Source organism: Melioribacteraceae bacterium (assembly GCA_019638015.1).
Lineage (GTDB): Bacteria > Bacteroidota > Ignavibacteria > Ignavibacteriales > Melioribacteraceae > JAHBUP01.
Genome location: JAHBUP010000001.1, coordinates 3,587,522 through 3,602,041, shown reverse-complemented (window position 1 = coordinate 3,602,041; position 14,520 = coordinate 3,587,522). Strand labels below are relative to the sequence as shown.

The following is a 14,520-nucleotide window of genomic DNA, read 5'->3' as shown; positions in this document are numbered from 1 at the left end:
TACACGAAACATTGATCGACTAAGTTTGTATGAAAGACTCAATAATTTAACTATCGGGAAATAAATGAAAAAACTTATCGTATTTACCCTTTTCGTTTTGGCTATAAATATATTTGCTCAAAACCCTGAAGCGGTATTAAATAAAAATCATAAAATTGATTCATCGGCAGTAGTAATACCGGACGAATTTCACAAAAGGACTAGTCAGGTAATTACACAAATGCTTTCTAGTTACCACTATAAAAAGCAAGTGTTAAATGATTCATTATCTTCCAAAATCTTTGATGAGTACATTCAAAATTTAGATAATAATAAACTCTACTTTTTGAAATCTGATATTGATGAGTTTGAAACCTACAGACTTCAGTTTGATGATTTTTTAAAAGAAGGAAATTTAGAAGTACCCTTCAAAATATTTAATATTTATAAGAACAGATTAGACGAAAGAATAAAGCATGTTCGGAATCTTTTGAGTACAGAGTTTGATTTTACGGTGGATGAATCATTCGTCCCCGATCGTAAAGAGTTGCCCTGGGCGATTTCTCCTGAAGAGCTTAACGAACTATGGAGACTGCGGGTTAAAAGTGATATTCTTAATTTAGTACTTAGCGGAAAAGATCAAAAAAGTTCTGCCGAAGTTATATTGAAGCGATATCAAAATTTTCATAAAATAATTTTGCAGTACGAAGCAGAAGATGTTTTTTCATTAGCTGTTAATTCATTTACACAGGTAATTGATCCTCACACAGATTATTTTTCTCCCGCGGCTTCAGACAATTTTAATATTGCGATGAAGCTCTCTCTTGAAGGTATTGGCGCTACACTTCGTTCCGAAAATGATTATACTATTGTTGCCGGTATTGTAGCTGGTGGACCAGCATTTAAAAGCGGTCTTCTCCAGGAAGAAGATAGAATTATTGCCGTTGGACAAGGAGAAGATGGTGAACTGGTTGATATTATTGGCTGGAGATTGGATGACGCAATTCAATTAATTAGAGGTAAAAAAGGCACCACTGTTCGTTTATCTATTTTAAAAGCAAAAGATGGTATAAACGGCGCTCCTCAGGAAATAAAAATTGTTAGAGAAGAAGTAAAGTTAGAAGATCAAGCGGCTAAGGATGAAATAATTAATATTAGAAATGAAGGAATTGATTACAGATATGGAGTAATTAAATTACCCTCCTTTTACACTGATTGGGAAGGACATAGATTGGGGAAACCCGATTACCGCTCGACAACACGTGATGTAAAAAAGATACTTGATAAATTCAAAACAGAAAAAGTTGATGGGGTAATTTTAGATTTAAGAAATAATGGGGGCGGTTCGCTTCAAGAAGCAATTAGTTTAACCGGTTTGTTTATTAAAACGGGTCCCGTTGTGCAGGTGAGAAATTCAACAAATATTATCGAGGTTGAAAACGATTACGATGCCAATGTGTATTATAATGGTCCGCTCGCGGTAATTATTAATAGATTCAGCGCATCAGCCTCGGAAATTTTTGCCGGCGCTATTCAAGATTATGGAGCAGGTATTGTTTTGGGTGAAAATTCGTACGGCAAAGGTACTGTTCAAAACATGATTGATCTTAATAAAATTGTTCCGGTTTCAAATAAAAAAATGGGACAGATTAAAATGACAGTCGCAAAGTTTTACAGAATTACCGGTAATTCCACTCAAAGATTAGGAGTTCAGCCGGATATAGAATTTCCGTCCCCTTACGAAACTGAAGAGATGGGGGAACGGGCTAAACCGAGCGCTCTTGCATTCGATAAAATTAATACTACACAGTTCAGCAAAGTGAATGAGTATGAAGATATTATTCAGATGCTGCTGAAAAAACATGATCATAGAATGAAAACAGATCCCGAGTATCAAATTCATTTAGATGAAATTGCCGAGTTTAATGCTAATCAATCAAAGAAAACAGTTTCTCTAAATGAGAATCAAAGAAAAGAAGAGAGAAAACTTGCCGAGGATAGAAAGAAGAAAAGGGAAGAAGAGAGAGCTAAATTGACTGGAATAAAAATCAAAGATAAAAAAGAGGTTGAGGCTGTTAAAAAAAGTGAACCGGATTTCGATTTGAAGGAAAGCGGCAGAATATTAACAGATCTAATACTTTCCAAAGTTGGATAATTTATTAATTAAAAATGAAAACTAACGCGGTACGCATTCTAGAATCAAAAAAAATAGATCACCAAACATTTGATTACGATGTAAGCGAAGATGAACTGGATGCTGTTTCCGTTGCAAAAAAAATAAATGCCGATCCGGAGTCAGTCTTTAAGACTCTTGTTACTAGAAATGAAAAAAATGAATTACTTGTTTTTGTGATCCCAGGAGACCAAGAATTAAATCTGAAGAAAGCTGCAATAGTCTCCTCTTCAAAAAAAATTGAGATGATAAAAGTGAAGGAGATTCAATCATTAACGGGTTATATTCGGGGCGGGTGTTCTCCAATTGGAATGAAGAAGCTTTTTCCAACATTTATTGATGAGACTTGTGAGATTTTCGATTTTATTTTTATAAGTGCCGGTGTGAGGGGAACGCAAATTAAAATAGCACCAGTAGATTTAAAACGCGTAATTGATGCTAAAACAGCAGATTTAATTTGATTTTAAAGCAAATAGCACAATAATTTTTATTTAAATCCTTTTTTCTATAAATTTGGGCTCAATTTTTAGGAGTATATGTAATGGCAAAACAACAATCATTTGGCGATAAAGCGAAGAAGAAAAGCCAAGTTTCCGGTGTTAATGTAAAATTCATCAAGACAATTAAAACTGCTGAAGGAAATTATAAATTCAATGAAAAGTTTGTTAAGCTTGATGATATAAGCAAAGTTACAGAGATTAAATAATTCTTTTGCTTAGTTTTTTATTGCGAGCCGGTTTAATGTCGGCTCGTTCAGTTTTAAAAATCGTATTTATAACCTTGACTTCTATCTAATTTTTCTTATTTTGTAATCACTTCAAGATTCACCGGGCAAAACTTCGCCCACTAAATTTCCTCTGCTGTCCATTATCTCAATAAAAAGGAGGTATCATGCATACCTACAAAAATTATACTCTCCGAAATTACATGGAGATTGACGCGCTAAAAAAACTCAGCAAAATTGACTATGACGCTATTGATATAGTCGGCAATGTTCTCCCTTTTAAAACCAACAACTATGTTGTTGAGAATTTAATTGACTGGTCGAATATCCCCGATGACCCGATTTTTACACTTACATTTCCGAGAAAGGAGATGCTTCAGAATCATCATTATTCTAAAGTGGAAAAAATGTTTAATGATGGGCATCAAATTGATGAGATGAAACCATTAATAAATGAGATTAGACATGAACTCAATCCCCACCCCGCGGGGCAAAAACACAATGTACCTTCAATTGATGGAATTGAATTGACGGGGATTCAGCATAAATATCGAGAAACAGTTCTTTTCTTCCCAAGTCAAGGACAAACTTGCCATGCGTATTGCACATTTTGTTTTAGATGGCCTCAATTTGTTGGAATGGCTGATATGAAATTTGCGATGAAAGAGGTTGAACTTCTCATAAAATATTTAAAGGCACATCGCGAAGTAACAGACGTTTTATTTACTGGCGGAGATCCATTAATTATGAGCACAAAAAGATTGGCTTTTTATATTGATGAGCTACTTGATGATGACCTCTATAATATTCAAACTATCCGTTTTGGTACAAAAGCGCTTGCTTATTGGCCCTATAGATTTACTAAAGATACAGATGCGGATGAGTTAATAAAACTGTTCGATAAAATTATTGCCAAAGGAAAAAACCTGGCAATAATGGCTCACTTTAATCATCCAATTGAGCTATCAACAGATGCGGTTAAGGAAGCAATTAAAAGAATTAGAGCCACCGGTGCGCAGATTAGAACACAATCGCCGGTTATGAAACATATAAATGATAAACCTGAAATTTGGAGTGAGATGTGGCGTAAGCAGGTTAATTTAAGCTGTATCCCATATTATATGTTTGTTGCGCGTGATACCGGTGCACAGCACTTTTTTGGTATGCCCTTAGTTGAGGCGTGGAATATTTTTAGAAAAGCTTACCAATCTGTGAGTGGTGTATGCAGAACTGTTCGAGGTCCCAGTATGAGTGCTACACCTGGTAAAATTCAAATGCTTGGAGTTAGTGAAGTTAACAAGCAAAAAATAATTGTAATGAGATTTTTACAGGGGAGAAATCCCGACTGGGTTGCTCGCCCATTTTTTGCAGATTACAATGAAGATGCAATTTGGCTCGATGAATTAAAACCGGCATTTGGTGAGGATAAATTTTTCTTCGAGGAAGAACTCGAGACAATATTTAATGAACATGTTTATGACGATGAATCACAGAATTTCGAATAAAAAAAAGCCGTTGAATTCAACGGCTTTCTTCTCAAAATAATAATTAAACTTATCCGGGTATTACTTCAATACTAGGGCTGACTTCTCTTCTCAATAAATTTTCAATTGCGACTAATGTACCTCGAATTGAACTTGGGCAGCTTCCGCAAGCTCCTTGATAACGTATTGAAAGAGTAGTTCCCTCTAATCCAATAACTTCCAATCCACCACCATCACCGGCCAATGCTGGACGAACTCTGGTATCCAATATTTCATTAATCTTTTTAAGAAGTTCGGTCTCTTCCTCAGATGACATTTGCGGCACTTCGACTTCTGCCGGAATTTGTGCTTTATCAAAATTTTTGATGAACTCAACAAATGGTCTCTGAATTTGACCCCATGCTGCTTTAGAATCCTTTTCAATGGTTATAAACTTATCCATATAAAAAACAGAAACTACTCCCTCAATTTCGAAGATACCTTTTGCTAAAGGATCGTTAATAGCTTGTTCTTTATTCTGGTAATTTCTGGTTTCTCTATTTAAAAGTTTTTCATTCAAAATGAATTTTAGCGCTTGGGGATTCGGTGTGAGATCCACATCCTGAACCTGTAACATATTTTCTCCAAGTTATTATATAATGTTTTTATTTGTCTGAAATCTAAGCAATTTAACCTCTACAATTCAATACAACATAGGATTAATAGAAATCGTTCTATTATTATAAATTAAGCGAATTGGATAAAACAATCATTCTTTTTTCTTATCTATTATTAATTAAAAGAACAAACTCACCTTTAAGTTTTTGTTCCTCCACTAATTTAAGGATAGCTTGGATTGTTCCTCTATAATATTTTTCGGTAGCAAGTGTCATATCGAATGAAACACAAATATGTGTGGTGGGATTAAATATCTTTTCGAGATCTGTCAATATAGTCTTTAATCGGTAGGGAGTTTCCATTATTACTATTAACTCCTTTATTGCTTTTAGGCGGATTAATTCTTTTTTGCGAATTTCTGTTTTCGGAGAAAGCCATCCGGCGTAATAAAACTTATCTAAACTAAATCCCGACCCAACGAGAGCCGGTAAAAGTGAATTAGCCCCCGGAATAGGTATTAAATCAATTTTTTCAGAAATACAGTTATGTATTAAATATTTACCCGGATCTGAAAATAGGGGAGTACCGCAATCCGATATTAAAGCCGCGGTTTCCCCCTTTTTTAATCGGGCAATTATTTCTTGGGAGGATTCCTCTTCATTATGTTCGTTAAGAGAGACAAGCTCTTTTTCAATTTGATATTGTGAGAGCAGTCTGCGGGCTTCTTTAAATTCTTCACAAATAATAAAATCAACTTCTTTTAAAACTTTTAACGCGCGTAATGTAATATCCTCATAATTACCGATTGGAGTAGAAACAATATGTAATTTGGATTTCATTAATCTTCCTACTATTTAGATCCCAAAACAAGTTCGGGATGACGGCTAAAAGAGCGATAACCATTGTCATGCTGAACTTGTTTCAGCATCAACTTGATTCAACATAACAAATTAAAAATGCTCTTGCAGTTGATTCAATAAATTATCTAATGCAATTACAATCTTGTTTCCCGTTTTACGGTTCTTCAGTTCAACTTTACCTTCTTTCAAATTCTTTTCCCCAACGATAACTTGAACCGGCATACCCAAAAGATCAGCGTCATTAAACTTAAATCCGGCACTTGCATCTGTGCGGTCATCAAACAAAACTTCGTAACCATCAGCTATTAAATCAAGATATACTTTTTCAGCAAATTTTGATACTTCGGCATTCTTCATATTTAAACCGATTAAATGAATATCGAACGGCTGAAGTGGTTCTTTCCAAATTAATCCTCTATCATCATAATTCTGTTCAATAAAACAAGCAAGTATTCTTTCTACACCAATACCATAGCTTCCCATAACAACCGGTTTTTCTTTTCCATTTTCATCAAGAAAATTTACACCAAGAGCTTCAGAATATTTAGTACCAAGCTTAAAGATATGCCCAAGCTCAATTGCTTTGAACACTTCAAGTGGAGATCCGCATCGAATACATTTTTCTCCGCTCTGTGCAATTCTTAAATCAAAATACTCAACTCCTGCCACATCGCGCGTTAAATCAATTCCACCTAAGTGATAATCATTTTTGTTTGCGCCGCTGTAAAGATTATTTGCGTTCTTTAAAAGATTATCCGCTAAAATTCTATGCTTAAATCCAATTGGTCCAATCGATCCTGCATCGGCACCACTTATCTCCTTTAATTCCTCAGGATGGCAAGGACGAACATTACCGCCCAATACATTACCAAGTTTTGTTTCGTTGACCTCATCGTTTCCATTCATTAAAACTAAAACGGGAGTACCTTCATGAATATATACTCTAGATTTGGCGGTTTCTTTTTCATTAATACTTAAAAAAGCGCAAAGTTCATCTATTGATTTTATGTTCGGCGTAGAAATTTCAAAGACAGTTTTGCTTTCATCATGTTTTTTTGCCGGTTCTGCAATTGACTGCGCAACTTCAGAGTTTGCCGCATACTGACACTTTTCACAATAAGCTACGGTATCTTCTCCGGCTTCACTCTTAACCATAAACTCTTCACTTTTACTTCCTCCCATCGCCCCGCTCGATGCTCCAACCACAAAATATTTTAACCCGCATCTATCAAAGATTGCCCTGTACGCTTTATCATGTAATGCATAACCAATATCAAGTCCCTCAAAATCTTTATCGAGAGTGTAAGCGTCTTTCATAATAAATTGTCTGCCTCGTATAACACCGCTTCGAGGTCTTGGTTCATTTCTAAATTTGGTTTGAATCTGATACCATATTTGAGGCATATCTTTATAAGAAACAATAGCTCCCTTCGCGTGATAGGCAACAATTTCTTCATGGGTAGGAGCCAGTACATAATCTCTATTTTTAATATGAAAAAGAATATCACCAAATGCTTCAACTCTTCCGGTTTGTTCCCAAATTTCTTTTGGATTTAGTGCTGGATAGTGAAATTCTTGCCCACCAATGGCATTCATCTCTTCACGAATAACATCCATTATTTTTCTTATAATTTTATAACCGAGCGGTAGCCATGAATAAATTCCTGCTGATAATTGTCGCACCAATCCAGCCCGTATCATCAAAATATGACTTGGAATTACTGCCTCTGAGGGAACTTCTTTTAAAGTAGGGATAAACGATTTGCTGATTCTCATATTATTAACTTATTATTATTAAATGTTGGGCAAAGATAAGAAATGAGGTGCTAAATGGAAAAAAGCTTTATTAAATTTTATACATCATTAATTATCTCTATTTTTGACTTGGCCAAATTAAATTACAATCACCGAGAATTATGAAAGATAATATGAACCTCAAAGAGTTTAATCCCATTTATGAAGACGCTCCACCGGATAAAAACTTTCCGGCAACTATGTCACCTTTAAAGTTTTTTAATGGCGAAAGTAAATTATTTGGAACAATGTTTATTGCATCGGGAGAGAGTATTAAGCCAACAGTGTTAATGCTGAATGGTTTTCCCGGCAATGAAAAAAATCACGACATTGCCCGAATGTTTCAGCGGTATGGATTTAATGTGATGGGGTTTAATTATAGTGGTTCATGGGGAAGTGATGGCAGCTACTCTTTTCAAAATATAGTTAGCGATACTAAAGCGGCCTTAGATTTTTTAGTTAGTGATATTTGCCTTGAAAAATTTCGTGTTGATCGAAAAAAAATTGTTATGCTAGGATATAGCATGGGAGGCTTTTCGGCACTGTACAGTTCAATAAATTACGATTATGTAAAAAATATCATCGCAATAGCTCCATTTAATGCCGGAATGTTTGGACAAATATTGGAATCTAATAAAGAAATAAAAAGTTATTCTGCTTCTCAAATGATTGACGCGATGAATTATGTTAACAATGAATCTGCCGAAAATTTATTAAATGAATTGATCGAAAATAAAGCTGATTGGAATTTATTAAACCATCTAAAATCATTTGCGAAAAAAAATATTTTATTGTTCGGAGCAAAATACGATTCAATTGCTCCGCTGCAAATCCATCATTATCCTTTATCCGAAAATTTATTGGAAGCCAATCCAAATACTGAAGTACATATTCTTGAAACAGGGCATTCATTTTCGGATAAACGGATTGAGCTTATGACTATAATTTATAATTGGATAAATAAAATTCAGTTTTAATATGAAAGAAAAAAATAATCTCGACATGCCCTCACCCGAGTTTAAAGAGGTGGGTTATAAACTAATTGATTGGTCTGCCAATTATCTCGATAATCTCGAAGCCCTTTCTGTATTGCCAAGTGTTACTCCCGGAGATATTAAAAATAAATTACCTCAGGAAGCACCGTCAGATCCGGAAAGTTTTAATGATATTATTGCAGACTTGAACAATATAATATTGCCCGGAATCACTCATTGGCAGCATCCAAAATTTATGGCTTACTTTGCTTCTACCGCTAGTGGACCCGGAATACTCGCAGATATCATAAGCTCAGCTTTCAATGTTAATGGAATGGTGTGGAAATCATCTCCTGCTCTAACAGAACTTGAACAGACAGTATTAATATGGTACCGAAAAATGCTTGCACTTCCGGAAAATTATTTGGGGATGATTTATGATACCGCGTCAATTAGTTCATTTCACGCATTGGCTTGTGCTCGGGAGTATTTGAATTTGGGAATTAGGGAAAAGGGAATGAGCGGAATCCCGAAACTTCGAGTTTATTGTTCCGAGCATGCCCACTCATCAATTGAAAAAAGCGCATTATCATTGGGAATAGGATTGGATGGAATCAAGAAAATTGAGTGCGATTCAAAATTTTCTATGATTGTTGAGAGACTTAAAGTTGCTATAGATGAAGATCGCAAATCCGGAATAGTGCCGATGTGTGTTGTTGCAACAATTGGTACAACATCGAGTACCTCAGTTGATCCAGTTGAGGAGATAGCAGAATTCTGCAATAAAGAAAATATATGGCTTCACGTTGACGCGGCGTATGCCGGTGTAACCGCTATGCTGCCGGAATGCAGACATTTTTTTAAAGGCTGGGATAAAGCTGATTCTATTGTTTCGAATCCTCATAAATGGTTATTTGTGCCAATCGATTTAAGTACTCTATTTATTAGAAAACCGGAAATATTAAAACGAGCATTTTCTCTAATACCAGAATACCTGAAGAGTAGCGAGGATTCGCAAGTAGAAAATTATATGGATTATGGGCTTCAACTGGGCAGAAGGTTTCGTGCGTTAAAACTTTGGTTTGTAATAAGATATTTTGGGATTGCCGGATTAAAAGAAAGAATTGCCGAGCACATCCGAATAGCAAATCGTTTTGCCAAATTTATTGATGAAGATAATAATTTTGAGTTGCTCGCTCCTGTAAATTTTAGTACTGTTTGTTTTAGGGCGGTAGTTGCTGACTTTGATGAATCTCAACTAAATACTTTTAATGAAAAACTATTATCACAAATCAATTCAACTGGTGAATTCTTTTTAACACACACAAAACTTAATGGGATTTTTACGATTCGGTTAGTAATTTCAGGTATAAGACAGGAGGAAAGACATATAATACGCGCATGGAATTGGGTTAACGAATGTTACCGCCACGTATTGAAAAACTAATATCAGTTTAAATTCCACATTTTAAATATTATTAGAGGGTTAATAATTCTCTAATATCATTTATTACCGGTACACCGCATGTTTCTAATGCTTCTCTGCTTTGATGACCGTTGGCTAGTAAAATACAATCAGCCCCAATTTCCATAGCTACTTCACAGTCATGAACCATATCACCAATCATTAATGATTCTCCTTTTTCAAGATTCAGTTCTTTCATTAAATCAATTCCCCGGTGCATCTTTCCTCCTGCGTAAATATTATCCAATCCTAAAATATGATCGAAGTAAGGAGAGAGTTGATAATGCTTTACAATATCTTCAAGTGTATTTTGCTTGTATCCTGATAAAACAGATTGCCCGATTCTAAGCGAGTTTATTCTCTTAATAATATCGGTTACACCATCATACAGACTGCAGCTCAATTTTCCTTTTTCATAATTATCTATCCACTTTTTACCAACAACTTCGAATGACTCAATAGAAAAATCAAAGCCGGCTTTAGCGTAATAATCTTTAACAGGAATTGTAAAAATACTTTTATACTTTTCGACAGTAAGGGAAGGTAAATTTCTCTCTATCAAAAGGTGATTAATCAATTCTACCGCGAACTCAACATCATTAAGAATTGTGCCATTCCAATCCCAGATTACGTGTTTGTATTTTTCAAGCATTAATTTCTCATTATTGTTAAAATTGCATGCACAAAATAAAAATAATTTTATTGTGAGGTTGAATAGTGGCATACTTTTCAAAAGATTTTGTAAAATTCTTTAAAGAACTTGAAAACAATAATAACAGAGAATGGTTTACAGAGAATGAACCCAGATATGAAAAGAATATCAAAGAACCATTCTTTAATCTTGTTGGTGAACTGCTCACTAGAATCAGTTTTGATGATCCATTAACTTTATCAGATCCCAAGGAGTGCATTTTCCGAATTTATAGGGATATCCGTTTCTCGAAAGACAAAACCCCTTACAAAACTTATTGCTCTGCGTTGGTTTCTCATGGTGGAAGAAAAGCTTTAAACGATCCCGGTTTTTATTTTGAATTGAATCATAAAGGGATAAATGTTTATACGGGATTATATAATGTTGATAAAGAGGGACTTGCAAAAATTAGGAGTAAAATAGCGGGTAATATCAAAGAGTTTAATAAAGTAATACTGAATAAAAGGTTTGTGGAGAAATTCGGTAATGAAATTTTAGGGACAAAATCGAAAAGGTTACCTCCGGATTTAACCGAAGCGGCAATTGTTCAGCCTTTAATTTATAATATGCAGTTCTATTCCCGTGCTGAATTAAATAAATCGTTAATTATGAGTGATGAGTTGAGCGATATTCTTTTCGATTATTACAATGCTGGGGTTCCTCTAACACAATATTTGGAAAACGCGCTTCATAATTCATGATGATAGCACAAAATGTTAAGAAAATAGTGTTGTTTACTATCCCCGATTTTCTGATAAAATGTGGGATAGGTTGCATATGGCATTCTACATTTGATTATAATGGTCTTAGAAAAGTTATACGTTAAACATTTTGAGGATTGTAACATGAAAAAAATTATTAGTCTATTATTTATAATTTTAATTTCAACTGAAGTCTTTCCCGCCGGCGTGAGTTATGAAAAACTTAAGGATGGAATAAAACTTCTACTTCCGGCATCTGTCTATGGAGCCGATCAAATTAAAATTCAAGTCTGCACCGATGAGATTATTCATGTTACCGCTGTTAAAGGTAATGATTTCTCCTCAAGAAAAAGTTTGATGGTTAGTAAAGAAAAGTGGGAAAAAACAAAATGGAACTTAAAAGAATTTCCGGATGAGCTGATTATTTCCACAAAAAAACTAGATGTTAAGATTGAAAAATCTACCGGCATAATTAAATATTATGATAAAAAGGGGAATGAAATTACATCAGAGAAAGAAAGAGAAATAAAAACTGCTGAAGTTTTTGGAGAAACAACTTTTAATGTTAGACAAATATTTAATAGTGCCGATGATGAGGCGTTTTATGGTTTGGGCGCCCATCAGAATGATTTTTTTAATTACAAAGGAAAAAATGTTGATTTATGGCAATACAATGTTATTGATATAATCCCATTCCTAACTTCGAGTAAAAATTATGGAATATTGTGGGATAATAACTCACGAACTAAATTCGGCGATGTGCGCGATTATGCTGAAATTAATCCTCTGTTAAATTCAAATCAAATAAAGGCTGAATACTTCCAGGATAGAAATTTCGAAGTACCACTAATTACAAGAAATGAAGATAATATTCCATATAACTTCATTGAAGATAAACCAAAACTTCCCGAGGGATTTGACTATAATAAAGGGAGTGCCAGATTTACTACAACATTATCTTCTCAAGAAGATGGTAATCATGAATTCAGATTTTACTCGAGCGGATACGCCTATTTTTATATTAATGATTCTTTGGTTGTAGAATCGTGGCGACAAGGTTGGATGCCCTGGACGAGAATTGTAAATCTAGATATGAAAAAGGGAATAGAATATAAAATAAGAATTGAATGGATTCCGGCTTTCGGTGAAGCTTTCCTAGGTTTGAAATATTTATCTCCCTCAAAAGAAGATTTTCAAAAAACTTTTTCATTATGGTCTGAAGTTGCTGATCAAATCGATTATTATTTTATTTATGGTGACAATCTTGATGAAGTAATAAACGGATACCGAACAATAACCGGCAAAGCTCCAATGATGCCGAAATGGGCTATGGGTTTTTGGCAGAGTCGAGAGCGTTATAAATCTCAAGATGAGCTGCTTGATGTAGTTCGTGAATATAGAAAGAGAAATATTCCAATAGATAATATTGTACAGGATTGGTTTTACTGGCCGGAAGATAAATGGGGAGATCATGATTTTGATTTGAACAGATTTCCGGATCCCCTCGCAATGAACAAAGAACTTCATGATAAATTAAATACTAATATCATGATTTCTGTCTGGCCGAAATTTTATGTAGGAACAGAAAACTATAATACCTTTAATGAGAAAGGCTGGCTATATAAACGTAATGTTGAAGTTGGGCAAAAAGATTGGGTGGGTCCAGGATATGTTTCAACTTTTTATGATGCTTACGATGAAGGCGCTAGAAAATTATTTTGGAATCAGATTGATGATAAATTATTTAGTAAAGGATTTGATGCATGGTGGCTCGACGCAACCGAACCGGATCTTCAAAGTAATCTATCAGATAATGAGAGAATATTAAGAATGGGACCAACTGCACTTGGCTCCGCATTCCGTTACGCGAATTCTTACTCATTAATGAACGCGAAAGGAATCTATGAAGGACAGAGAAAATCTGATCCGAACAAAAGAGTTTTTATTTTAACAAGATCTGCATTTGCCGGACAGCAAAGATATTCCGCGGCAACATGGAGTGGAGATATTGCATCAAGATGGTATGATCTAAAAGCACAAGTTAGCGCGGGTTTAAATTTTGCTCTGTCAGGTAATCCATATTGGACATTTGATATTGGTGGTTTTTCTGTTGAGCCAAGATTTGAAAATCAAACTGAAAAAGATACTGACGAATGGCGTGAATTAAATACCCGCTGGTTTCAGCTCGGAGCGTTTCTCCCATTGTTTCGCTCGCACGGACAGTTTCCATATCGGGAAATTTATAACATAGCTCCCGAAGATCATCCTGCTTATGAATCAATGGTTTATTATAATAAACTGCGGTATCGTTTAATGCCATACATTTATTCTCTTACCGGAATGGTGACTCAAAAGAACGGAACAATTATGCGTCCTCTCGTAATGGATTTCCCAAATGATAAAAATGTGTTGAATATTGGAACTCAATTTATGTTTGGTCCTTCTTTAATGATTAATCCCGTCACAGAATATAAATCGCGCGGGAGAGAAATCTATTTGCCAAAAGGGAATAATTGGTTTGAATTAAAAAGTGGAAAGTATTTTAAAGGCGGGGAGAGATTAAATGTTGATGCGCCTTATGAAGAAATTCCAATATTTGTTAAAGCCGGTTCAATAATTCCCTTTGGACCGGAAATAAAATATGTGACAGAAAAACCGGTAGACCCGATTGATTTATTAATTTACACCGGGCAAGATGCCGTGTTTGATTTATATGAAGATGAAAATGTGAATTTTAATTATGAAAAGGGAGCATTTTCTATTATTCGATTTGAATATTTAGAAAAGACAAAATCATTAACAATTGAAAAAAGAAAAGGTAGTTTTAAGGGAATGCTTCAAGAAAGAAATATCAGAATTCATTTTGTTAATCCTGAGGAGAATCAGTCGTTTAATTTATTGGCGGAACCGGATGCTGTCATAAAATATGCAGGCAAAAAATTAACAGTTGTTAGAAAATAATTAGTGAAATATTAAGCCGGATTTGGAATATCAAATCCGGCTATTTAAAATTGACCATATCTTTATTTTCAAATCTCTTTAATCATGCCTATTTTTTAAAAGAATAATATAAAATCA

General features: G+C 34.6%; 12 protein-coding genes. 8 read left to right on the top strand and 4 right to left on the bottom strand.

Annotated elements, in window-relative coordinates; translation table 11 throughout:
• Window positions 1–64 precede the first annotated feature (64 nt).
• From KF816_15430 to KF816_15415, 4 genes are all read left to right on the top strand, one after another.
• Window positions 65–2,134, top strand: coding sequence for a carboxy terminal-processing peptidase (locus KF816_15430; protein MBX3009411.1), 2,070 nt, complete (start codon window positions 65–67; stop codon window positions 2,132–2,134).
• A 14-nt stretch (window positions 2,135–2,148) separates the two neighbouring features.
• Window positions 2,149–2,613 (top strand): Cys-tRNA(Pro) deacylase, encoded by a 465-nt coding sequence (gene ybaK / locus KF816_15425; GenBank protein ID MBX3009410.1) that lies wholly within the window; start codon window positions 2,149–2,151, stop codon window positions 2,611–2,613.
• Window positions 2,614–2,693: 80 nt separating this feature from the next.
• On the top strand, window positions 2,694–2,858 hold the full coding sequence (locus KF816_15420) for a hypothetical protein (protein MBX3009409.1): 165 nt from the start codon (window positions 2,694–2,696) through the stop codon (window positions 2,856–2,858).
• Between the two features lie 185 nt (window positions 2,859–3,043).
• Window positions 3,044–4,381 carry a lysine 2,3-aminomutase gene (locus KF816_15415; protein MBX3009408.1) on the top strand — a complete coding sequence of 446 codons (1,338 nt, stop codon included), beginning with the start codon at window positions 3,044–3,046 and terminating at the stop codon, window positions 4,379–4,381.
• A 49-nt stretch (window positions 4,382–4,430) separates the two neighbouring features.
• Here KF816_15415 and KF816_15410 read toward each other — a convergent pair whose 3' ends face one another.
• The 3 genes from KF816_15410 to KF816_15400 all read right to left on the bottom strand — a co-directional run bounded on the left by KF816_15410 (window position 4,431) and on the right by KF816_15400 (window position 7,593).
• Window positions 4,431–4,976 carry a NifU family protein gene (locus tag KF816_15410; protein MBX3009407.1) on the bottom strand — a complete coding sequence of 182 codons (546 nt, stop codon included), beginning with the start codon at window positions 4,974–4,976 and terminating at the stop codon, window positions 4,431–4,433.
• Between the two features lie 145 nt (window positions 4,977–5,121).
• Window positions 5,122–5,796: a 16S rRNA (cytidine(1402)-2'-O)-methyltransferase gene (rsmI, locus tag KF816_15405; protein MBX3009406.1), complete on the bottom strand. Its 675-nt coding sequence runs from the start codon at window positions 5,794–5,796 to the stop codon at window positions 5,122–5,124.
• 111 nt (window positions 5,797–5,907) lie between these two features.
• Window positions 5,908–7,593 carry a proline--tRNA ligase gene (locus tag KF816_15400; protein ID MBX3009405.1) on the bottom strand — a complete coding sequence of 562 codons (1,686 nt, stop codon included), beginning with the start codon at window positions 7,591–7,593 and terminating at the stop codon, window positions 5,908–5,910.
• Between the two features lie 140 nt (window positions 7,594–7,733).
• Between KF816_15400 and KF816_15395 the strand changes: the two genes are divergently transcribed.
• The gene (locus KF816_15395; GenBank protein ID MBX3009404.1) at window positions 7,734–8,588 is read left to right on the top strand and encodes an alpha/beta fold hydrolase; all 855 of its coding nucleotides are present in this window, start codon (window positions 7,734–7,736) and stop codon (window positions 8,586–8,588) included.
• Between the two features lies 1 nt (window position 8,589).
• Window positions 8,590–10,032 (top strand): amino acid decarboxylase, encoded by a 1,443-nt coding sequence (locus KF816_15390; GenBank protein ID MBX3009403.1) that lies wholly within the window; start codon window positions 8,590–8,592, stop codon window positions 10,030–10,032.
• A 31-nt stretch (window positions 10,033–10,063) separates the two neighbouring features.
• On the opposite strand, the gene KF816_15385 is transcribed toward KF816_15390, so the two are convergent.
• Window positions 10,064–10,702: an HAD family hydrolase gene (locus KF816_15385; protein MBX3009402.1), complete on the bottom strand. Its 639-nt coding sequence runs from the start codon at window positions 10,700–10,702 to the stop codon at window positions 10,064–10,066.
• Between the two features lie 65 nt (window positions 10,703–10,767).
• Between KF816_15385 and KF816_15380 the strand changes: the two genes are divergently transcribed.
• Together KF816_15380 and KF816_15375 are read left to right on the top strand one after the other, a co-directional pair.
• Window positions 10,768–11,442, top strand: a complete 675-nt coding sequence (locus KF816_15380) for a DUF2461 domain-containing protein (protein ID MBX3009401.1) — start codon at window positions 10,768–10,770, stop codon at window positions 11,440–11,442.
• Between the two features lie 144 nt (window positions 11,443–11,586).
• Window positions 11,587–14,403, top strand: a complete 2,817-nt coding sequence (locus KF816_15375) for a DUF4968 domain-containing protein (protein MBX3009400.1) — start codon at window positions 11,587–11,589, stop codon at window positions 14,401–14,403.
• Window positions 14,404–14,520 lie beyond the last annotated feature (117 nt).